The organism is Halomonas sp. A020, from assembly GCF_027943625.1.
Classification (GTDB): Bacteria; Pseudomonadota; Gammaproteobacteria; order Pseudomonadales; family Halomonadaceae; genus Vreelandella; species Vreelandella piezotolerans.
Genome location: NZ_AP022850.1, coordinates 3,241,224 through 3,262,360 on the forward strand (window position 1 = coordinate 3,241,224; position 21,137 = coordinate 3,262,360).

A 21,137-nucleotide genomic window follows, 5' to 3' on the forward strand; every position below is an offset into this window, starting at 1 on the left:
TGTCACCCGCAGACCGTTTGAGTGTTACGTCTTGCGCCTGGGCATCAGGGCGCTAAACGGAAGCGGCTCCACTCACCGCCGTCGCGCCGTTCGTAGCGCAGTCGGTCGTGCAAGCGGCTGGGCTGCCCCTGCCAAAACTCGATCATTTCCGGGTTTACCCGATAGCCTCCCCAGTGAATAGGGCGGGGAATATCCTGGCCTTCATAAGCTTGTTCGAAGCGCTTTTGACGCTCTTCGATCCAGTTCCTGTCAGGAATCACCACGCTTTGGGTGGCAATCCAAGCACCGAGCTGACTACCGCGTGGGCGACTGGCAAAGTATTCATCCGACTCTTCGGCGGAAACTTGCTCCACCGGGCCCTCTATCCGCACTTGACGTGATAGAGACGGCCACCAAAAGGTGAGAGCGGCATAGGGCACATTGCTCAGCTCGCTACCTTTATGGCTATGATAGTTGGTGAAAAACACCATGCCTCGCTCGTCGAACCCTTTCAGCAGCACAACGCGTGCATGGGGACGACCCTGACTGTCGACCGTAGAGAGCGTCATGGCATTGCCATCTTTACCTTCGCTGTCAAGGGCCAGACTGAACCACTCATCGAACGTCACGAATGGGTCGTCGGAGGTGTGCGTTTCGTCCAAACGCCCGCCCTCATAGTCACGCCTGACGTCGGCAATGTTACGTGTCATCGGTGAAGCTCCCCTGAGGTGATAAATTACATTGAGGTCATGTTCGCTGGTCTAACGCTAAAGCTCAAGTGTTGTTCGTTCAGGATGGCCCAGTGACACAGCGTTGGAGCGCTCGCGGAATCCTTCTATGAGAATATTGCCATAAATGCGAAAATATACCCGTACGAAGATTGAGGATAGCGCGATGCAGAGCCGCACGACACGCATAGCCGTATGGGATGCGTTCATCCGCTTGTTTCATTGGTCCCTGCTGGCAGCGGTGATTATTTCTTTCTACACCACTAAAACCATGGGTCAGCCCTTTCTATTTCCGCTGGAAGTACATGCTCAGGCGGGCTATTTGATCATTGGGTTACTCGTTTTTCGCTTGATCTGGGGCTGGGTGGGCACCCCTTATGCTCGCTTTAGTACGTTCGTATATGGCCCTAGGACTACCGCACGCTATACCAAAGCGCTAATGACACGGCGCGCATCTCCCTACGCCAGCCATAATCCGCTCGGCGGGTGGATGGTCGTGCTGTTGCTAGTGTCGCTTGGATTTCAAGCGTTGAGTGGGCTGTTCTTGAGCGATGATATTTTCTTTCAGGCACCGCTTTACGGTGTGTTAGGCGCTAACATGGGCGATCTGCTCGCTCAGTTACACTCACTCAATAGCGATCTACTGTTAGTGTTGATTGGTTTGCATGTCGCAGGGCTACTTTGGCACACGCTACAAGGCGAGCGGCTCATTCCCGCCATGTTGACGGGAGTGAAAAGGTTTCATAGCCAGCCCGTCGACGCAAAACCCGTCTCGTCGCGCAGGCAAACTTGCTACGCCGTTGGGGCGCTGCTGATCGCAGCAGGCGTCAGTGGCTGGCTATGGTTTTATTGATATCGTTTAACCGTTAAGACGGAGTTGTCGGCTTCGAAAGCGCGCGTAGCCCATGCAGCCCGTAAAGAGCGCCAGCGATACAAGCGCTTCTAATACGCCTCTCATTCCCTGTTCTGGCAAGGTCGCCAACATCACACCCTGGGTGAAGTAGAGCAAGCTGACGAAGGCAAGCCAAGCGTGCCCACGGGCACGTTGACCAATGATCGATGGCAAGAACAGCACCAAAGGCAAAATGAACGCCACCACGGGTCGCCAATTGAACGTTTCGCCCTGTACGAAGAAGCCACGATAAATCACCAGCAGAAGCAGCACGCCAAAACTGACGAGCACTAACAGTCGTGCTTGTCGCGTCAACGTGTCGAGTCCGTGTTTCTCTTCCAGCGTCTCTAACCACTGTCTCATGATGACGACGTCTCCTGGCGCATTTTATGTAAGGCTAACGCGAGTTTGGCGAGCCGTCTTCCTTGTGCTTGGCACAACGCTCGTTCGTGCTCGTCAACCGGTCGGTCACTGCGTGTGCCAGCCACATGGCTGGCCCCGTAAGGCGTGCCGCCATGCTGAGTGCTCAGTAATTCCGTCTCGCTATAGGGGATGCCCGCATAGACCATACCGTGATGCAAAAGTGGCACCAGCATGGTCAGCAACGTGCTTTCTTGGCCGCCATGCAAGCTAGACGTCGAGGTAAACGCACAGGCGGGCTTGTCGATTAGCGCGCCGTTCATCCAAAGACTGCTAGTGGTGTCGAGAAAAAACTTGAGTGGCGCGGCCATATTGCCAAAGCGCGTAGGGCTACCCAACGCCAGTGCGCTGCAGTGGCGTAAATCGTTCAGGTCGGCGTAGACTGCCCCTTCAGCGGGAATCTCGGGGTCGACGGCTTCACAGGTGGGGGAAACCGAAGGTACCGTGCGCAGTCGCGCTTCTATACCGGGAATGCTCTCGACGCCCGCTGCTAGTTGGCGGGCCATGTCTGCCGTAGCTCCTGAACGGGAGTAATACAGAATCAAGACAAAAGGCGTGGCTTCACTCATGACGTATCCTAATTGGTGGGCAGAGCGACCAGGCGTTGAGCGGTCACTGGCAACGCCTCATATGGTAACAGAGCTATCCCATAGGCAGGAGCGCTATCGATCAGGCTGACTTCCGGAAGCCGAACATAAACCCACGCGGTGGTGCCATCGGCCAGTGTCTGCTCTATGCGCTCATAGCGAATGCCGCGCTCATAGCGAATGCCGAGCCGTTCATAACGATCGAGGCGCTCGAGCGCGCGTGGTGACACGGTCAACAATAGACCATCGACATGGCTATGATCACTCGGCGAGAGATCCAATCCATGACGCTCGAACCCTTCCAGGCGTGCCGGCTCTGGCGAGCCTGAGTCTCCCATGACAATCCAACGAACCGGCCAATAACGCAGCGTGCCGTAAACGAATACTTGGTGGGTGCGCTGTTCGATCGTGGGCAGCTCATCAGGCCGTTCATAGAACCATGGGCTGAGCATGGTCAGCCAGAGCCAAGCGGTCACGCCTACCGCGCCAGCCAGCAACCCGACGCTTAATCGCTTTCCCCAGCTCATATCTCATTCCTTGGTGATAGGTAGATGTATAGGGTGCAGAACGGCCTGTGATAAGACAAGTCTTAAGCAGTGTCGGTGATTTTGCTAAGATACATTACGCTGTCTAGGCCTAGACCCTATCGGAGGAGCCTGTTATGAGCCAGTCACTTCGTGATGAAATGGACTTCCGCGCGTTAGTGGGTGATGTGAAGCCACTGCCAAAGCGCAATCGTGCAGATACAGGTCCCCAACGTCAGCGGCCATCGGAAGCACAGTTGGCCAGACGCGAAAGCGCCGAAGAGCGTTTGGATGAGCGTAACTTTCTCTCGGACGATTTCGTCGATTTACTGCCACCTTTCGATCCTATCGAGTTTCGCCGTGAAGGTATTCAACAAGGGGTGGTCGACAAATTGAAGCATGGCGGATACAGCGTGCAAGCCCAGCTTCATCTGCTTCGCCGACCGCTAGCAGAGTGTCGACGCATGCTCTTTCCCTTTATTCAGGAGGCCTATGCCCACGACCTCCGCTCGGTAATGGTCGTTCATGGGCGAGGGCGGGAGGTGGACAGCCCGGCCAACGTGTTGCGCTCCTATATCGCCAAGTGGCTCGCTCAGTTCGATGAGGTGCAGGCTTACGTGTCGGCCCAGCCCTCTGAAGGCGGGCTCGGCGCTACCTGGATCATGCTACGCAAAAGCGACCGTGCTAAAGCCAATAATCGCGAGCGCCAGCAGAAACGGCGCGGCTAAACAAAAAACGCCGACAAAGGCATGCCCTTGTCGGCGTTAGCGATGCAGCTTGTCTTTAGTGGGTAGTGGCTAAACGCTTTTCGAAGAGCGCCTGGCGTACTTCTACGTCGGTCTGGTACCGGACGCTAAACGCATTGAGGGCGCGCAGAGCATCTTCTGGGTGCTGATCATCTCGTAATGCCATGGTCGAAAAACCGCAGCGACGCATGTAATCCAACTGATCGACCAGAACGTCACCTACCGCACGTATCTCTCCCGTAAACCCGTAACGTTCTCTGAGTAGGCGGGCAATGGTGTACCCACGCCCGTCGGTGAAAGCGGGGAAGTCGACGGCGACGGCGGGTGCTGCCTTTAGTTCACTAGCCAGCTCAGCGTTGAGCTCTGTGTCGCTCGCTAGCAGCGGTGCCAGTTCTGTATCAGCCTGGTTGTTCTGCCATAGCGCAAGGGGGACGAAGGCAGGGCGCTGCTCGGGCAGTGTTTGCGCATCGTAGGAGACGCACCAAGCATTTTCCGCGGCCAGTTCGCCGTTGTCGATCAAGTGATCGACGTGGACCGGGGTCTGTTCCATTGCCTCGACTTGGGTATCATTGCTGGGCATAAACACGCTCCTTGAAGGGTTTTAGGCCAATACGGCGATACGTATCCAGAAAGCGCTCATCTTCGTGACGTTCGGCTACGTAAACTTCGAGCACCTTCTCGACCACGCCCGGCACGTCCTCACGGAAGAAAGAGGGGCCCAGAATTTTACCCAGTGAGGCGTCATCCGTTGAATTACCGCCAATCGAGACTTGGTAATACTCTTCGCCTTTTTTATCCACGCCAAGAATGCCGATATGGCCAACGTGGTGGTGTCCGCAGGCATTCATGCAGCCTGAGATGTTGAGATCCAGGGGCCCCAGGTCGTACAGGAAATCCAAATCTTCGAAGCGCTCTTGTAACGCCTGAGCAATGGGAATGGAGACCGCATTGGCAAGACTGCAGTAGTCGCCACCAGGGCAGCAGATGATGTCGTTCAGCGTGCCTACAGTGGGGTTGGCCATTCCCAGGGCATCCAGTTCTTTCCAAAGCGCTTCGAGCTCGTCGACTGGCACGTCGGATAGCACCAAATTCTGTTCGTGAGTCACCCGCACTTCGCCAAAGCTGTAGCGGTCGGCGAGGTCGGCCACGGCGTCCATCTGGTCGGCAGTCACGTCACCTGGAGCATGCTCGCGGCGCTTCAGCGACAGTGTGACCGCTTTATACCCCGGCACTTTGTGGTCGGTCACATTATTGGTGACGAAACGCGCAAAGCTGCGATTGTCACGACGCAGTTGATCGAACGCTTCCACCGAGCTGTCGGCCACCGAGCGGCGCTCAGGCTCGGGGAAGTGCGCTTTGGCCGCGTCGACGGCGGCTTGATTCAGTGTCTGGGGGCCATCTTTCAAATGCGCCCACTCTTCGTCGACACGTCGGCGGAACTCTTCGATACCGAGTGCCTTCACCAATATTTTGATACGCGCCTTGAACTTGTTGTCACGGCGACCGAACTGGTTATAAACCCGCACGCACGCTTCGAGATAGGTCAGCAGGTGCTGCCAGGGCAGGTCCTCACGCACCACGTCGCCAATCATCGGCGTGCGGCCTAAACCGCCACCCGCCAATACTTTGACGCGAAGCTCGCCGTCAGCGTTGCGCCACAAGCGCAGGCCAATGTCATGAACCTGAATCGCTGCCCGATCTTGGGCGGCGCCGCTGACGGCAATTTTGAATTTGCGCGGCAGGTAAGCAAACTCGGGGTGTAAGGTAGACCACTGGCGGATCAGCTCGCACCAAGGGCGCGGGTCTTCGACTTCGTCGTTGGCAATCCCCGCAAACTGGTCGCTGGTGGTATTGCGGATACAGTTACCGCTGGTTTGGATGGCGTGCATCTGCACTTTGGCCAGCTCGGCCAAGATATCCGGCACGTCTTCCAGTGCAGGCCAGTTGAGCTGCAGGTTTTGTCGCGTGGTGAAGTGGCCGTAGCCGCGGTCGTAGCGGCGAGTGATCTCGGCCAAAGCACGCAGCTGATGGCCCGCCAGCATACCGTAAGGTATAGCAATACGTAGCATCGGCGCATGCCTTTGAATGTACAGGCCGTTTTGCAGCCGCAGCGGGCGAAACTCTTCTTCTCCCAAACGACCGGCTTGGTAGCGCTCCATCTGATCGCGGAACTGCGCTACGCGCTCGTCAACCAGCGTTTGGTCGTGAATATCATAACGGTACATGTGGCACGATCCTGCTAAAAGCGAAATGGTCACGTCAAGACGGACGGTAATATACCGTCACTCTAACGCGGGCGTCATATTCTACAAAAGAATATATAATTATCTTTTTATCGTTAAATGCTATTTAAACTGCGAGTGAGTGTCATGGACTAACCAGCGGCGGCGCTGCCACACCCATAAAAAGCCAGTGGAGTTGATCAGCCGGTAAAAGAGCTGTGTCAACCAGACCCCGACTAACCCGTAACCGAGCCAAATACCGACCCACCACGCCAGGGGTAAAAAGAGTAGCCACTGCATCCCTAGCGTGAGCAGCATGACGGTACGCTGAGCACCAGCGCCCATCAACGCCTGCGCCAGTACTAGCGCGGCGGCGTCGAACACGATCATCAGGCCCGTAATTTGCAGGGGCAGTCTCCCTAACTGAACCAACGCTTCATTGGTAAAGAAAATGCCTAGAATCGTGTCGGGTATCACCAGCATTGGTAACGCTAAAACAGTCAGCAGCATACCGGCAACGCTCAAGGCGTCAATGCCCCAGCGGTGTGCCGCCTGCCGATCGTCACGGCCCAGCGCCTCGCCGACAAGACTCATGGCCGCCACTCCAACGCCCACGCCTGGTAGAATCAGCAGAAGAGATAGATTCACTAAGACATGACCGACCGCAACGCTCGGCGTGCCGAGTTTACCCAGTAGCCAAAAGAGCACGACATAACCAGCGGCAAACCAAAGCTGCTGTAGCGAATGGGGAAACGCTAGCGTCAGCGTCGACAAAATGCTCTGCCAGGAGGGTATCGAAAGCGCGTTTGGCTGACACTGTCGCCACGTGATGACTCCCCAGATCCCCAGTCCCAAGAGCAGTGACAAGGTCGTACCGATGGCGGCTCCGTTCACCCCTAAGCCTGGCAGTCCAGCGACCCCATAAATGAGAGCCGCGCTCAGTGCAACGTTAGTTGTGTGGACGACGACGATGATACGAAGGTAGAGGTGCGTTTGCTGTCGCCCGTTCCAGTAGCCGCGCAGGCATAGCGTCAGCGCGATGGCGGTCAGTGCGACGATCCGCAAGCGAAAGTAGTCGACGGCAATGTGCGTGACCGCTTGCGAGGGAGCAATCCATCGGATGAGCTCCGGCGCCTGCCACCAAGCGATGCAAGAGATGGGTAAACCGACAGCCACACCAATGACCAACCCGGACCCTAGGGGACGTGTAAGACAACTTTGATTGGCACCTACTGCCTGGGCGGTTTGCGACTGGACGCTGGAAGAGAGACCGAACACCAGCGCTGTCATCATGAACATGGCATAGCCGCCGAGTCCGACCCCTGCCAACGCCTCTTGTCCCAGATGACTCACTAGGGCAGCATCGATCAAGTTGAGCACGCTCTGAGAAAGCATGCCCAACATGATCGGAAGGGCCAAACGCATGACCTTACCTTGACGGCGCACTACCGGCGTCATGGATGAGTCGATCAACTAGGGTCGTAAGAGAGCACCGGCGAGAGCCAACGCTCCATTTCGGTCAGCGGCATCTGCTTGCGCTCGGCCAGCACCTCGACCTGATCTCGGGTGATTTTGCCGGTGGAGAAGTACTTCGACTGGGGGTGCGCAAAGTACCAGCCCGACACGGCGGCCGCTGGCCACATAGCAAAGTTTTCCGTGAGCGTTAGGCCAGTATTCTCCGTGGCGTTTAACAGGCGGAACAACGTCGCTTTTTCAGTATGGTCAGGGCACGCAGGATAGCCGGGGGCAGGGCGAATACCCTGATATTTCTCGGCAATCAGCGCATCGTTATCCAGCGCCTCTTCGGGCACGTAGCCCCAAAACTCTTTACGCACCCGCTCGTGCATGCGTTCGGCAAAGGCTTCGGCTAGCCGATCGGTCAGCGCCTGTACCATGATGGCGTTGTAATCGTCACCGGCGGCCTCGTAGGCTTTGGAGAGTTCATCCACGCCATGTCCGGTGGTCACCGCAAAGCCCCCAATCCAGTCGGGTTTGCCGCTCTCTTTCGGGGCGATGAAATCAGCCAGGCTGTAGCAGATACCGTCACGGCCCTTAGTGGTTTGCTGACGGATGTGGTGCAAACGCTCGATAACCTTGGTGCGACTCTCATCGGCGTAGACCTCGATCACGTCGTCATCCACGCTGTTGGCGGGCCATAAACCAATGACCCCGCGGGCATGCACGCGCTGTTCATCGATCAATTTGCGTAGCATCACTTGCGCATCGGCAAACAGGCTCTGGGCGGCTTCGCCCACCACTTCGTCATTGAGGATTTTTGGGTACTTCCCGGCAAGTTGCCAACTCATGAAGAAGGGCGTCCAGTCGTCCAGGTCGTAATCGTCGAAGGTCATCAGACCCAGGGTATTCGGCTTGGCGGGCGTGTGATTTACCCAATCGGTGCGAAAGCGTCGTTTACGCGCCTGGGTATAGTCCAGGTCTGCCGCTTTGGGGCGGCGTTTGGCGTTGCGCTCGCGGACTTTCTCGTACTCTTCACGGATCTCGGCCACGTAGGCCGACTTCAAATTGGGGGCTAGCAGTCTGCCTGCCACGCCCACGGCGCGAGATGCGTCGGTGACATAAATCACGGGGTGCTCATACTGCGGTTCGATTTTCACCGCCGTGTGTGCTTTTGAGGTGGTGGCGCCGCCAATCAGCAGCGGCAGGTTCATACCGCGGCGCTGCATCTCTTTGGCAACGTGTACCATCTCGTCCAGCGACGGGGTAATCAAACCAGAGAGGCCGATGATATCGGCATCGTTGTCGATGGCGGCCTGGAGAATTTTCTCGGTCGGTACCATGACGCCCAGGTCGATGACTTCGTAGTTGTTACACTGCAGTACCACGCCGACGATGTTCTTGCCGATGTCGTGGACGTCACCCTTGACCGTGGCCATCACGATTTTGCCCTTGGCCTGAGTGTCCTCACTTTTTTCCGCTTCGATGAAGGGAATCAGATACGCCACCGCCTGCTTCATGACACGGGCGGACTTGACCACCTGGGGCAAAAACATCTTACCCGCCCCAAACAGGTCGCCGACCACGTTCATGCCATCCATCAACGGACCTTCGATCACCTCGATAGGACGTTCCGCCTGGGCTCGGGCTTCCTCGGTATCCTCTTCGATGTATGCGGTGACCCCTTTCACCAGCGCATGCTCGATACGCTTGTTGACCGGCCAACTGCGCCACTCAAGATCCTCTTTCTTGGCGGCGCCGCTGCCGTCGCCCTTGTACTGATCGGCGATCTCCAGCAATCGCTCGGTACCGTCGCTGCGGCGATTGAGCACAACGTCTTCGACGGCTTCACGCAGCTCGGTGGGCAGGTCGTCATAGACTGCGAGCTGCCCCGCGTTGACGATGCCCATGGTGAGGCCCGCACGAATGGCGTGGTAGAAAAAGACCGAGTGAATCGCCTCCCGCACGGGGTTGTTGCCTCGAAACGAGAAAGACACGTTGGACACGCCCCCAGAGACCATGGCGTGGGGTAGGTGTTCACGAATCCATTGGGTGGCTTCGATGAAATCGACGGCGTAGTTGTTGTGCTCTTCAATACCCGTGGCGATGGCAAAGATGTTAGGGTCGAAAATGATGTCTTCTGGCGGGAAGCCAATCTCGTCGACGAGCAGCCGGTAGGCACGCTCGCAGATCTCGGTCTTGCGCGCAAACGTATCGGCCTGGCCCTCTTCGTCGAACGCCATGACGACAATAGCGGCGCCAAAACGACGGCACTTGGTGGCCTGTTCGCGGAAGGCGGCTTCCCCCTCCTTGAGCGAGATCGAGTTGACCACTGCCTTGCCCTGAACGCACTTCAGGCCCGCTTCGATGATGTCCCACTTCGAGGAGTCGATCATGATGGGCACGCGGGCGATGTCCGGCTCGCCTGCGATCAGGTTCAAAAAGCGCACCATGGCTTCTTGCGACTCCAACATCCCCTCATCCATGTTGATGTCGATGATCTGCGCGCCGTTTTCGACCTGCTCTAAAGCCACTTCTAGAGCCGTGGTGAAATCTTCCTCTACGATCAAGCGCTTGAAGCGAGCAGAGCCGGTGACGTTGGTGCGCTCGCCTACGTTGACGAACAGCGAGTCGGCTTCGATGTTGAACGGCTCGAGACCCGACAGCCGGCACGCTTTGCTGCGCTCAGGCACTTGACGGGGCGCCATAGAATGCACGGCTTCGGCAATGGCGCGGATATGGTCAGGCGTCGAGCCGCAGCAGCCGCCAATGATGTTGACCAAGCCGCTCTGGGCAAACTCACCAACGATCGCCGCCATCTCTTCTGGAGTTTGGTCGTACTCGCCAAACTCATTCGGCAAACCCGCGTTAGGGTGGGCAGAGACGAACGTATCGGCTTTGGTGGCGAGTTCTTCCAGATAGGGGCGCAGCTCCTCGGCCCCCAGGGCGCAGTTCAAGCCCACCGACAGCGGGTTAGCATGACGCACGGAGTTCCAAAAGGCCTCTGTCGTTTGGCCGGACAGCGTGCGGCCCGAGGCATCGGTGATCGTGCCGGAGATCATCACCGGCAAACGACGACCGAGATCATCGAATAACTCCTCGAGGGCGTAAATGGCGGCTTTGGCGTTGAGCGTGTCGAAAATCGTTTCGATCATGATCAAATCGGCACCGCCTTCGATCAGAGCGCTGGCCGCTTCGTAATAGTTGTCACGCAATTCGTCGAAGGTGACGTTACGTTTGGCGGGGTCGTTGACGTCGGGCGAAAGCGACGCCGTGCGCGACGTTGGCCCCAGCACCCCGGCCACATAACGCGGGACATCGGTCTCCGCCGCCACGGCGTCGCACACCTCGCGCGCCAGGCGAGCCGACTCGCGGTTGAGTTCCGGCACCAGGTCTTCCATGCCGTAATCGGCTTGAGAGAGCCGAGTACTGTTGAACGTGTTCGTTTCCAGGATGTCTGCGCCCGCTTCCAGATAGTCGCGGTGGATACGGGCGACCACATCGGGGCAGGTCAACGCAAGTAGATCGTTATTACCTTTCAGATCCGATGGCCAAGCGCGGAAGCGTTCTCCGCGGAAATCCTCCTCGCTGAGTTGGGCATTCTGCAGCATGGTGCCCATACCGCCATCCAGAATGAGAATGCGTTGGGAAAGGCGATGGGTGAGGGAAGCAGTCAAATCACTAGCAGCCATGGCAGGGGACATTCTCCAGCGTCGCAGTCGGAAAGGATGTTTTTTATAGTCGTCGATAGGTGAGCGGGGCTTATCATACCAAAGGGCACCCTGTAGGGCAGCAAACGTGGGCGTGAAGTTATTGCAGTCTCTCTATTAGGCTTTCTCATGCACACCGCAATAGCCGACTAAAATACTCGGGATTGTGTCGGCAGGCGGTTTTGCTTACCATAGTGGCAAATGACATGTGATGTGGCGTTGCCACTACCACGGGAGGACAGTGTCCCATATGACCACGACTATCGAAGCGCCTGGTATCGACATTACCGACAGCGCACAAACATATCTCGCCGAACTGCTCGAAAAACAGAACGTCGAGGGAATAGCCGTCCGCATTTTTATCACTCAACCCGGCACTCCCTACGCAGAAACTTGCTTGGCGTACTGCCGTCCTGGTGAAGAAGAGCCCACTGACGTCAAACTCGAACTCGAGAAAATCAACGTTTTTCTCGACAAAAACAGCCTTGCCTTTTTGGAAGAAGCGGTGGTCGATTTCAACGCCGACCGCATGGGTGGCCAACTGACCATCAAGGCCCCCAATGCCAAAATGCCCAAGGTCAATGCCGACAGTCCGCTCGAAGATCGCATTAATTACACGCTCTACAGCGAAATCAATCCTGGACTGGCGGCGCATGGCGGTGAAATCAAACTCGTCGAACTGACCGACGACAAAGTGGCCATCCTGGCCTTTGGCGGGGGTTGCCAGGGGTGTGCCGCAGTGGATCTCACGCTCAAGGACGGTGTCGAGAAGACACTGATGGAGCGTATTCCCGAGCTGGCAGGTATCCGTGACGTGACCGATCACACCGATACCACGAACGCCTACTACCGCTGAGCGTATCCGGCAGATGCCAAAAAGAGCGTGGTCGCATGAGCTAGGTTTACTAACCTGCCAGCGCTAAACGTCGCTCTTGATAGCGAATAGCCATCCCACTATTGGGGTGGCTTTTTTGGTTGGGTCGGGTCATTGGCAGGCGGCGTGAGTGCTTCTGGTAGTGCCGCCAACTGAGCTTGCAAGGACGCCATACGCTGCCATAGCTGTTCTTGCCACTGATCGCTATCGCGTGCTTGTTGCTGCTGTGCCTCTAATGCCTGATTCGCCCTGTCCAGCGCTACCTGCAGTTCGCTGCGCTGCGTTTGTAGCTCGGCATTGTGGCGCTCGAGCTCTGCCAAGCGCTGCTGCTGAGAGGCGCTTTCCTGCTGATAGCGATGTAGTTCATCGGTCACCTGCCGAACCTCTTTGGATAGCGCTTCTGCTCGCTCTTCCCGCTGCTGTAGACGCTTTTGCAGCACTTTCTCTTCTTGAGCCCGCTCTTGACGCAGCGTGTCCAATAACGCCATCAATTTGCCTTCTGACGCCTCATTGCGCTGCTCTTCTTGGGCCAAGCGCTGCTCCCAAGCAGTTTGCTGCGCGGCCTGTTGCTCATTAAAACGCTGCTGATCCGCTTTGAGAGTTTGCTGGGCTTGCTCGAATTGCCCTCGATAGTGGCTAACTTCTTCAGCGGCTTTCTCAGCCTGCTGCTGCCAGTGACGTTCATGGGTCTGGCTTTCGCCCAGGTCACGCTGAAGCACCTCCAGGCGTAGTTCTGTGTGGCGAAGGTGCTCGGCCAGGGCGCTTTCACGCTGTTCGGCATTGGCAGCCTGTTGACGTGCTTCGGCCGCTTCTCGCTGCGCGCCCTCCACCTGACGATTGGCCTCTTCTCGATAGTGCACTAGGGCTTGGTAGGCCGACTCTTGCGCTTCCCGCCATAGCTCACTGGCTACATTGACGACGACTTCTGGTACCCCTTTGGGAGGCGGTACATCGCGATTTTGCTCACGCTCGGTGCGCCATTGCCGGAAGTGTTCGCTGATGGTGGTAAAACTGCCGGTGCCAAGCACTTCGCGGATACGCTGCACGCTGGGGGAGTCCCCTTGAGCAAGCAGCGTGTCGATTGCTTGCTGAACGTCACTGTACTGAACTCCGTTGCGCGCCATTGCGTCCTCCTCATGCGTTGAGTGGCGTTACTTGAGGGGCATTGTCCTGTCTTTGTTAGAAAAAAACAATTATTACGTAATAAATAAAACGTAATATTATTTATTTAATAACAGTAAAATTCAAGATTACGCTCATTATCTTGAATTTATAACGCTGTAACGCCACACTGCTCACAGCGATATAGACCACGGCTAGCAAGGAGCCAGCATGCCCCCTTCAATGACTCGATTTGGCCCGGACGAGTACGCACCCATTGGTGCGGAGACTGGCATCAGCGATAAGCGGGAGGGGAGTCACTGGCCAGCGAGCCAACGAGCGCTGTCTCCTCATCTGCGTTCACGAATCGAAGCGGACAACGACCACCAGGCCGTGCTGCTGTGGTTAACGGAGTATCGAGACAGCCCACAAACACTCAAAAGCTACCGGCGAGAAGCCGAACGATTGCTGCTTTGGCTAGCCAGCCAGGATAAACGGCTGCCCGATATGAACCGTGAATTACTGCGCCAGTTCGAAGCTTTTCTAGAGAACCCGCAGCCCCGGGCAGTATGGGTGGGGCCTTCAAAACCCCGAGAGCATCCTGAGTGGCGGCCGTTTAGAAACGGTCTTTCTCCCACGAGTCGTCGGCAGAGCCTGATCATTCTGCAGGGCTTGTTTAGCTGGCTGGTGGAGGCCGGCTGGGTAGGGCACAACCCCTTTGCGCTGATGCGCGACAAAGCGCGGCGAATGAACAATCAGGGGCAGCGCATAGAGCGCTATCTGGAGCAGCCGCTATGGGCTTGGTTGTGGCAGTGGCTAAACCAGCCGAGCCATAGCAATGACGCACGGCTCGTTTATGAGGGTGCCCGAAGACGGTTTATCTTTAGCTTTGCCTACCTACTAGCGCCACGCGTTAGCGAGATGGCCAATGCTCAAATGAGTGACTTTCACGAAGTCGAAGGTCGCTGGTGGTGGAGCGTGATAGGGAAGGGCAGTAAGCAAGCCCGCATACCCGTGCCCGTGGACATGCTCGAGAGCCTGCAAACCTGGCGAGAAGCGCTGGGTCTCGTATCATTGCCAGGCTATCACGAGCCAACCCCGGTGATTCGCGCGCTGGATAAGCGCAGAGGTATAAGCGACAACCAGCTTTACCGATTGATCAAAGAGACGTTGGCCAACGCTGCTGACGCACTCGAAGAGAAGGGCGGCAAGCCTGCTTATGTCGAGGCGCTTCGGCGAGCAACGCCTCACTGGCTGAGGCATACGGCGATTACCCACCAAGCGCAATCAGGCGTTAGCTTACGCTACTTGGCGGAAAGCGCCCGCCACGCCAAGCTGGATACCACCCGTCGCTATTTACACACCGAAGCCGACGAGTGGCATCACGAGCAGCAGCGACACCGCTTGAAAACGCCCCCAAAAAAACGGGCTGAACCGTTATAATAGCGGCTATAAAGACTCATCAACCCAAAGGATACGCCATGGCGACTTCAGGCGCAGAGCTAGCCCAGCAGGAGCTGGTGGAAGAGTTCGAGATGTTCGATAACTGGATGGACCGCTATCAATACATCATCGATATGGGCAAGCAGCTTCCTGACTTTCCCGAAGAGCGGCGAACCGACGAGTTCAAAATTCAGGGCTGCCAATCCAATGTATGGATGTGCCATGAACAGGCGGGTGACAAGCTCGTGTTTAAAGCGACCTCGGATGCGGCCATTGTCTCTGGACTGATCGCCGTGCTGCTACGCATCTATAGCGAGCGTACGCCAGAAGAGATCAGTCAGACCGAGCCGCATTTCTTGAAAGACTTGGGGCTTGATAAAGACTTGGGGCTTGATAAACATCTTTCGCCAACGCGCAGTAATGGCTTACACGCGATGCTAGAGCGTATTTATCAAGTAGCCAAGCAGTGATAAACGAGGAGCACGCGATTAGTGATGGCCGCAGGTCGAGCAGCAGCGCTTTGACGTTTGCTCCTGATCATCACGGCATAACGCTTCGCTGCGCCCACCGGGTACCGGATCCATGCCCCCTGGATGGCCAGGGTGGCATTTTACGATGCGCTTGGCGGCCATCCAGCCTCCTTTGATCGGACCATGCACCTGGAGCGCTTCGATGGCGTAGGCAGAGCAGCTTGGCCAAAAGCGGCACCGCGGGCCCAATAATGGGCTGAGAGTGTATTGGTAGATGCGTATGCAGCCCACCAATATGGCGGTCAGTAATCTATGACAGCCTCGCTGCAGGAGCCGCCATACGTTTTTCACGGTGTTTTTTTACCGTAAAGCGTTGCCGGATCGATCATCGGCTCGCTGGTGATCTTTGCGCCGTCTGCCCCTAACGAGACATAGAAACAGCTGCGACGTCCAGTGTGACAGGCAGGCCCCGTTTGATCGACCTGTACGAGCAGCGTATCGCCGTCACAGTCCAGCGCCGCGTTAATAAGGCGCTGTTGTTGGCCCGAGGTTTCGCCTTTGCGCCAAAGCTTCTGGCGCGAGCGCGAGTAGTAGCATACTCGCTGCGTGGTCAACGTCTCCTCAAGGGCTTCGCGGTTCATCCATGCCATCATCAGCACCTCTTTGGTATCGTGCTGCTGGGCGATGGCGGGGATTAGGCCATCTTCGTTGAATTGGACAGCATCTAACAGTGTGGCCAATGAGGGCAAGCTATCGGTGGGTGAGGCGGACTCTAGCGCCTTGAAAAATTGCTTGGGAGTCATTGAGTCAAGTTGAGACATTAGGCATTACTCGCTGTTCGGCACGCTTGGCACAAACCCTGAAGCTCGATGGTTTGACGCTCGACGTTGAAGCCTTGGCGCTTTGCCAGGGCCGCAAGCTGATCGCTGATTTCATCCAAGTGCAGCTCTTCGACGTAACCACATTGACGGCAGATGAGCAGCTGGAAGCCGTGGGTATGCTCAGGGCAGGCGCAGGCGACATACGCATTCTGCGATTCGATACGGTGCACCAACCCCTGCTCGATAAGAAATTCCAGCGCGCGGTAGACGGTGGGCGGGCGAGCGGCAGCGTGCTCCGTAGAAAGCTGGTCCAGCAGGTCATACGCTTTCAGCCCTCCGCCATGCTCTGCGATGAGCTCAAGCACCCTGCGGCGTATCGGGGTGAACCGAACACCGCGGGTGTGGCACTGAGATTCTGCTTGCTGCAATAGCGTATTGGCTTCTGTCATTGGATCACTCGTTGGGCATTAGACAAGCAGTCTACGCCGTTGCCGAAGGTGTGTCAGGGGTATCGACCAGCTCGCTCTTGCGCGCAAAGTGGTGCTGGGCAAACGCGACACGCTTGGCCACCGGGACGTTGTCGGGTTGACGCTCGATGAGATCCAAGCGACGGCGCAAGCCTTCGCCGTTGGTCATCTGAATCGCCAAGCCGGGTCGGGCATTGAGCTCCAGCAGCATTGGTCCGTGTTGACGATCCAACACCATATCGGTCCCCAGGTAGCCAAGGCCGGTCATCTCGTAGCAGCCCGCCGCTAGGTGCAGCAGTGTTTCCCACTGGGGTACGACCAGACTGGCCAAGTCGTGCCCCGTATCGGGATGGCTGTAACAAGGACGGTCGAACTGCACGCCACGCAGCGCTGCCCCGGTGGCAATGTTCAACCCCACGCCGACGGCGCCTTGGTGAAGATTCGCTTTACCATCGGAGGCGGCGGTGGAGAGGCGCATCATCGCCATGACTGGGTAACCCTTGAAGACGATGACGCGAATATCGGGAACGCCTTCGTAGGTATACTCCAATAAGCTCTCTTCGAAATTGATCAGCGTTTCGATCACGGCCACGTCGGGTGAACCACCAAGCGAATACAACCCCGAGAGGAGGTTGGAGACGTGACGTTCGATATCGCTGATCGTTAGGCTCGCACCGCTGGGTTTGTAGAACAAACCATTCTCTACTTTCTCGATGACCAAAATACCTTTGCCACCGCTCCCTTTGGCAGGCTTGATCACGAATCCCGCATGGCCATCTAGCATTTCGCTAATGTGTTGAACACCAAACTGTGTCGTGACCGTGCCAATCAGCTCAGGGGTGGTAATGCCGTACTGCTGAGCCAGCAGTTTCGTCTTTAACTTATCATCCACCAGCGGATAGAGCCGACGTGCGTTATACCGCCCTATGTAACGAATGTTACGCCGGTTCATACCCACGATGCCTTTATCCCGAAGACGGGTAGGCCACGTCCAGTTTTTCAGCCAACTCATGACGGCTTCTCGTCTTCGGTGATGGGTTTGAAACGGCGCAACTCCAGCAGGCGATAGCCGGTGTAATTACCCAGCAGCAAAATGAATGCCATCAAGATGAGCTGCACGCCCAGGAAGTTGAACGTGATATGGCGCACCCACGGGTTGTTCATGGCCAGGAAAGCCAACACGGCGGTCAGCAGGCTACCACCGCCCTGGATTAGTACCTGCTTGGGGCCTTCCTCCTCCCAAAGGATCGACATCCGCTCGATGGTCCACGCTAGGATGATCATCGGGAAGAACGTGACCGTCAATCCGGCACTCAAACCCATACGGTAGGCCAGCACAGTGAAGATCGAGATGATCGCGATGACCGTAATGATGACCGCCGACACCCTCGCCACCAACAGCAAATTCAAGTAAGAAAGGTAGTTACGGATGATCAAGCCAACGGCGACGATCAGCAAGAACCCAATCAAACCGGTCAGTAGCGTCGTTTGAATGAAGGCCAGCGCAATCAGTACCGGCATGAACGTGCCCGATGTCTTTACGCCCACCAGCACACGTAGGAACACCACGACCAGCGCGCCAATCGGTATCAAAAGGATCGTTTGGAACAGCGCTTGCTCTTCTAATGGTAGGCTGTGAATCGAGAAATTCAGCAGCGTATCGTCCGAGTAGTGGTTACGGACCGCCGCGGATGCTGGCTGATAATGGGTCAACATCGAGAACGATACGCGAGAGTTAGTGCCACCTTGCACTTCGAGTACGGCACGACCACCGGTTTCCCACAGCAGCAGGTTATCAGGCTGTCCCTGCTCGCCAGTGGCAGGGTTGAACAGCGCCCACTCTTCGGCGGTTTGGTCGAATACTTGAATCCAACTACTCAGCGTTTGGCGGCGGCGACCGTCCTCGAGGAGCAAACCGCTGACTTCTCTTGCCTGCACGCCTGCCTGATTCAAAAGGCGAACGATCAGCGCGGAAGGCTGCATCTGAGTTAGCAGCAAGCGGGCGTTTTCACCTTGTCGCTCGCCATTGATATCCAAGATAAGTTCACGAGCGAACGTGGCGTTATTGGCGCTACGCCCCCAGGCGCGCTCGATTAGCTGGTTGGCCGCCGTGTCGTAGGGGCTTTCCCAGGGAGTGACGGCTGGAATGCCGGGCGGCGTTTGTACGGGCGCACGCGAATCAGGGGATACCAGCATCTGCACGGAGTAATAAAGTTGCTGGCTGCCTGCTGCCTCACGGATGGTCCACTGGGCTTGCCGACCCAGCTCATCCGCCTGATAGGCAAGCCCATAACCGGATGAGGCGGTGTTTTCAGTCAGTACGCGAAACCCGGCCTGGTGAGATGGCAACGCCAAATCGACCTGCACTGGACCATTTTGTGCGTTGAAGTTAATGACTGCTTCAATTTCCCACACTTGGCGCTGTTCGCCTGGAAACCAGGGAATCTCGAACTGTAAATGGCGATGCACGCTGGCGACGATCCCGACCAGCAGTAGTAACCCAACGATAAAATAAAACGGCAACCGGGACATGGTGATTCCTTTCAGCGTAAAGCGGCAGGGGAGTGGTATTACTCTTCGGTATCGTCTTGATCGGCCGCTTCATCGTCAGCCGCTTCTTCAGAGGGCTCACCACCTGGAAATTCCGGGCGGTCATGCAGATACGTTTCGGCCACATCGATCGTGGCAATATCCATCATGAAGCGACGACCCAGTAGCACCGGGTAATCCAAATGCGTACGGTCGTTCAAGGTGAATTCGACATTTTCGCGGATGGGGCCCAATGTCATGAGTAGAGAAATGACAGGACGGGACTCTTCGCCAGAAGCCTGCACGATTTTGACGCGTCGCTCGATAGGCGCCTCGATCCACTCATCGCGCACTTGATCGACGACGACGTCGTCATCATTGAGCGCTAACTTGAAACGCACCCAGTCTTCACCGTCACGCTCAAAACGCGTGATGTCAGCGGCAGACAGGGAAGAGGTGTTGGCCCCTGAGTCCACCCGAGCCTTCAGATAAGTACCAATGCTGGGTAATCCCACCCATTCGCTGCGTCCCAGCAGCGTTTTGTTGTCTGCAGGCTCTGTGACACTGCACTCTTCACGTATGATGACGGGCTCTTCACCGCGTGCTTCCAAGCTCGCAATATCTTGGCGCATTAGCCGCAACAAGCTGCCTACCTCGCGAACGTCGGCCGTTAGCACCTGCTGCTGACTACTTTGCTGTTCATGCAATTGCGTCGTCGCTTCACAACGTTGTGAAAGGGACGCTTCAAGTTCAAGGATGCGGTTATTGAACGAGGCCTCGCTCAACGGCGGCGGTTCATTCGACTCTGGCTGTGTCACTGCGCAGCCTGCAAACGACATTGACAAACCGGCCATTAGCCATAAAACACCTGAGCGCATAACGAGGGATATCCTTGGACAGTAAGAGCACGAATGATAAGGAGAAGGCAGTCCGCTTGTCCAACATGGTAGCGGTTTTTCATCAGACCATTTCATCTGATTTAACATAATATATATTATGCGAACTGAGGATAACGTCTAGCATGGCATAGCGCTAACAGCATCTATTGAACCGCCATATTTTCTCCTACAATAACTATACACTTCGACATTGATATCAAGGATTTCCTCAATGAAACTCTCACGAAAGCGCCTGCGTGCCTTCTTGCTCGTATCTAGTGTTGTGCTGCTTACTGGCTGTACCAGCGTCAACATCGAGGAGTATGCTGATACCGCCCCCCGCTTAGACATTGCGGAGTACTTTACGGGCCAAACTCGCGCTTGGGGAATGGTGCAAGACTACTCAGGTGAAGTACAGCGGCGTTTTACAGTCGATATCACGGGTACTTTCGAGGGCGACACGCTAACGCTAGATGAAGCCTTCGTATTTTCCGATGGTGAAACCGACCAGCGCGTTTGGGAATTCGAGCGTGTCGACGAGCACCGCTGGATTGGTACCGCCAATGACGTCGAGGGCCAAGTCGATGCCCGGCAATATGGCCACGCGTTTCACATGCGCTACCCACTCGACATCGACGTGGGAGGACGTACGCTCAGTTTCACCATGGATGACTGGATGTACCTTCAGCCCGACGGGCGACTCATTAACCGCACCGCCATGCGCAAATTTGGCCTGACACTGGGAGAAATAACGCTCGTATTCGAACAAGTCGACCGCTAGGCAGCCATTAAAAAAGCAGCTTGGCGGCACGCCAAGCTGCTTTCACTAGCGACATCAAAGCAAGAGTTTATTCATCAGCAGGCGCGTAAGAGCCATCTTCACGATGAACTTCGTTGCCAGTGATCGGCGGCGTGAAAACACAGGCCAGATGCATCGTCTTATGGGCACGCAGCAGGTGTTCATCGTGCTGATCCAGTATATAGATATCGCCTGGTTTGATGGGCCAAATTTTGCCATCCGCCAGGGTTTCTACCTCGCCTTCCCCTTCGATGCAGTAAACGGACTCGTAATGATGCTTGTAGTGAATATGCGTCTCGGTGCCTTCGAAAATACGCGTGATGTGGAACGAGAAGTTTCCGCCATCGTTGGCCAGCACGAGACGGGTGCTATCCCAGTTGCCGTTTTCCGCGGTGACTAGGCGGTCCGTTTGACGAGCTTCTTCAATATTACGAACGATCATATAACGTGCTCCGTTGCATGGCAGCCCGTACAGGCTGCCCGTTCCTATTC

At 56.3% G+C, this 21,137-nt stretch carries 22 protein-coding genes; 6 read left to right on the forward strand and 16 right to left on the reverse strand.

Annotation, left to right across the window (positions count from 1 at the left end; translation table 11 throughout):
- Nucleotides 1-44: 44 nt before the first annotated feature.
- Entirely contained in the window at nucleotides 45-689 is a 645-nt protein-coding gene (gene pdxH, locus FRH_RS15255) for a pyridoxamine 5'-phosphate oxidase (RefSeq protein ID WP_139527629.1), read from the reverse strand.
- Between the two features lie 184 nt (nucleotides 690-873).
- Here pdxH and FRH_RS15260 point away from each other — a divergent pair, with 184 nt between their 5' ends.
- On the forward strand, nucleotides 874-1,560 hold the full coding sequence (locus tag FRH_RS15260) for a cytochrome b/b6 domain-containing protein (protein WP_281997208.1): 687 nt from the start codon (nucleotides 874-876) through the stop codon (nucleotides 1,558-1,560).
- Nucleotides 1,561-1,566: 6 nt separating this feature from the next.
- Here FRH_RS15260 and FRH_RS15265 read toward each other — a convergent pair whose 3' ends face one another.
- Genes FRH_RS15265 through FRH_RS15275 form a run of 3 tightly spaced genes read right to left on the reverse strand, consistent with a single transcriptional unit; the run spans nucleotide 1,567 to nucleotide 3,133 of the window.
- Entirely contained in the window at nucleotides 1,567-1,962 is a 396-nt protein-coding gene (locus tag FRH_RS15265; protein ID WP_219863723.1) for a DUF2069 domain-containing protein, read from the reverse strand.
- Nucleotides 1,959-2,588 carry an NAD(P)H:quinone oxidoreductase gene (gene wrbA / locus FRH_RS15270; protein WP_219863725.1) on the reverse strand — a complete coding sequence of 210 codons (630 nt, stop codon included), beginning with the start codon at nucleotides 2,586-2,588 and terminating at the stop codon, nucleotides 1,959-1,961. The genes FRH_RS15265 and wrbA overlap by 4 nt, the downstream gene beginning before the upstream one ends.
- Before the next feature lie 8 nt (nucleotides 2,589-2,596).
- Nucleotides 2,597-3,133 carry a gamma-glutamylcyclotransferase family protein gene (locus FRH_RS15275; RefSeq protein WP_281997209.1) on the reverse strand — a complete coding sequence of 179 codons (537 nt, stop codon included), beginning with the start codon at nucleotides 3,131-3,133 and terminating at the stop codon, nucleotides 2,597-2,599.
- A 134-nt stretch (nucleotides 3,134-3,267) separates the two neighbouring features.
- On the opposite strand from FRH_RS15275, the gene smrA reads away from it, so the two are divergent.
- Nucleotides 3,268-3,858, forward strand: coding sequence for a DNA endonuclease SmrA (gene smrA / locus FRH_RS15280; protein ID WP_139527620.1), 591 nt, complete (start codon nucleotides 3,268-3,270; stop codon nucleotides 3,856-3,858).
- A 55-nt stretch (nucleotides 3,859-3,913) separates the two neighbouring features.
- Here the strand turns inward: smrA and FRH_RS15285 are convergent, their stop codons facing one another.
- The 4 genes from FRH_RS15285 to metH all read right to left on the reverse strand — a co-directional run bounded on the left by FRH_RS15285 (nucleotide 3,914) and on the right by metH (nucleotide 11,245).
- Nucleotides 3,914-4,456 carry a DUF934 domain-containing protein gene (locus FRH_RS15285; protein WP_139527618.1) on the reverse strand — a complete coding sequence of 181 codons (543 nt, stop codon included), beginning with the start codon at nucleotides 4,454-4,456 and terminating at the stop codon, nucleotides 3,914-3,916.
- Nucleotides 4,443-6,101: a nitrite/sulfite reductase gene (locus FRH_RS15290; protein ID WP_219863727.1), complete on the reverse strand. Its 1,659-nt coding sequence runs from the start codon at nucleotides 6,099-6,101 to the stop codon at nucleotides 4,443-4,445. The genes FRH_RS15285 and FRH_RS15290 overlap by 14 nt, the downstream gene beginning before the upstream one ends.
- A gap of 120 nt (nucleotides 6,102-6,221) precedes the next feature.
- The gene (locus FRH_RS15295; protein ID WP_281997210.1) at nucleotides 6,222-7,556 is read right to left on the reverse strand and encodes an MATE family efflux transporter; all 1,335 of its coding nucleotides are present in this window, start codon (nucleotides 7,554-7,556) and stop codon (nucleotides 6,222-6,224) included.
- A gap of 11 nt (nucleotides 7,557-7,567) precedes the next feature.
- Nucleotides 7,568-11,245 carry a methionine synthase gene (gene metH / locus FRH_RS15300; RefSeq protein ID WP_281997211.1) on the reverse strand — a complete coding sequence of 1,226 codons (3,678 nt, stop codon included), beginning with the start codon at nucleotides 11,243-11,245 and terminating at the stop codon, nucleotides 7,568-7,570.
- Between the two features lie 268 nt (nucleotides 11,246-11,513).
- Between metH and nfuA the strand changes: the two genes are divergently transcribed.
- A complete protein-coding gene (gene nfuA / locus FRH_RS15305; protein ID WP_139527610.1) occupies nucleotides 11,514-12,119 on the forward strand; it encodes a Fe-S biogenesis protein NfuA in 606 nt (201 codons plus the stop codon).
- Between the two features lie 98 nt (nucleotides 12,120-12,217).
- Here the strand turns inward: nfuA and FRH_RS15310 are convergent, their stop codons facing one another.
- Entirely contained in the window at nucleotides 12,218-13,261 is a 1,044-nt protein-coding gene (locus tag FRH_RS15310) for a DNA-binding protein (protein ID WP_281997212.1), read from the reverse strand.
- 208 nt (nucleotides 13,262-13,469) lie between these two features.
- Between FRH_RS15310 and FRH_RS15315 the strand changes: the two genes are divergently transcribed.
- Both FRH_RS15315 and FRH_RS15320 read left to right on the forward strand, forming a co-directional pair.
- Nucleotides 13,470-14,681, forward strand: coding sequence for a site-specific integrase (locus FRH_RS15315; protein ID WP_281997213.1), 1,212 nt, complete (start codon nucleotides 13,470-13,472; stop codon nucleotides 14,679-14,681).
- A 38-nt stretch (nucleotides 14,682-14,719) separates the two neighbouring features.
- Nucleotides 14,720-15,151, forward strand: a complete 432-nt coding sequence (locus tag FRH_RS15320) for a SufE family protein (protein ID WP_281997214.1) — start codon at nucleotides 14,720-14,722, stop codon at nucleotides 15,149-15,151.
- 18 nt (nucleotides 15,152-15,169) lie between these two features.
- On the opposite strand, the gene yidD is transcribed toward FRH_RS15320, so the two are convergent.
- Genes yidD through FRH_RS15350 form a run of 6 tightly spaced genes read right to left on the reverse strand, consistent with a single transcriptional unit; the run spans nucleotide 15,170 to nucleotide 19,846 of the window.
- Nucleotides 15,170-15,481 carry a membrane protein insertion efficiency factor YidD gene (yidD, locus tag FRH_RS15325; protein ID WP_239286386.1) on the reverse strand — a complete coding sequence of 104 codons (312 nt, stop codon included), beginning with the start codon at nucleotides 15,479-15,481 and terminating at the stop codon, nucleotides 15,170-15,172.
- Nucleotides 15,482-15,498: 17 nt separating this feature from the next.
- Complete coding sequence (hisI, locus tag FRH_RS15330) at nucleotides 15,499-15,972, reverse strand: phosphoribosyl-AMP cyclohydrolase (RefSeq protein ID WP_139527603.1); 474 nt, start codon at nucleotides 15,970-15,972, stop codon at nucleotides 15,499-15,501.
- Nucleotides 15,972-16,421, reverse strand: a complete 450-nt coding sequence (locus tag FRH_RS15335) for a transcriptional repressor (RefSeq protein WP_139527601.1) — start codon at nucleotides 16,419-16,421, stop codon at nucleotides 15,972-15,974. Before FRH_RS15335 ends, hisI begins: the two co-directional genes overlap by 1 nt.
- A 31-nt stretch (nucleotides 16,422-16,452) precedes the next feature.
- On the reverse strand, nucleotides 16,453-17,451 hold the full coding sequence (locus tag FRH_RS15340; RefSeq protein WP_139527600.1) for an alpha-L-glutamate ligase-like protein: 999 nt from the start codon (nucleotides 17,449-17,451) through the stop codon (nucleotides 16,453-16,455).
- Nucleotides 17,448-18,971: an inactive transglutaminase family protein gene (locus FRH_RS15345; protein ID WP_139527598.1), complete on the reverse strand. Its 1,524-nt coding sequence runs from the start codon at nucleotides 18,969-18,971 to the stop codon at nucleotides 17,448-17,450. Before FRH_RS15345 ends, FRH_RS15340 begins: the two co-directional genes overlap by 4 nt.
- A gap of 38 nt (nucleotides 18,972-19,009) precedes the next feature.
- Entirely contained in the window at nucleotides 19,010-19,846 is an 837-nt protein-coding gene (locus FRH_RS15350; RefSeq protein WP_139527596.1) for an ATP-dependent zinc protease, read from the reverse strand.
- 232 nt (nucleotides 19,847-20,078) lie between these two features.
- On the opposite strand from FRH_RS15350, the gene FRH_RS15355 reads away from it, so the two are divergent.
- Nucleotides 20,079-20,627 (forward strand): DUF3833 domain-containing protein, encoded by a 549-nt coding sequence (locus FRH_RS15355; RefSeq protein WP_139527594.1) that lies wholly within the window; start codon nucleotides 20,079-20,081, stop codon nucleotides 20,625-20,627.
- Between the two features lie 67 nt (nucleotides 20,628-20,694).
- Here FRH_RS15355 and FRH_RS15360 read toward each other — a convergent pair whose 3' ends face one another.
- Nucleotides 20,695-21,087 carry an ectoine synthase gene (locus FRH_RS15360; RefSeq protein ID WP_139527592.1) on the reverse strand — a complete coding sequence of 131 codons (393 nt, stop codon included), beginning with the start codon at nucleotides 21,085-21,087 and terminating at the stop codon, nucleotides 20,695-20,697.
- Between the last annotated feature and the right edge of the window lie 50 nt (nucleotides 21,088-21,137).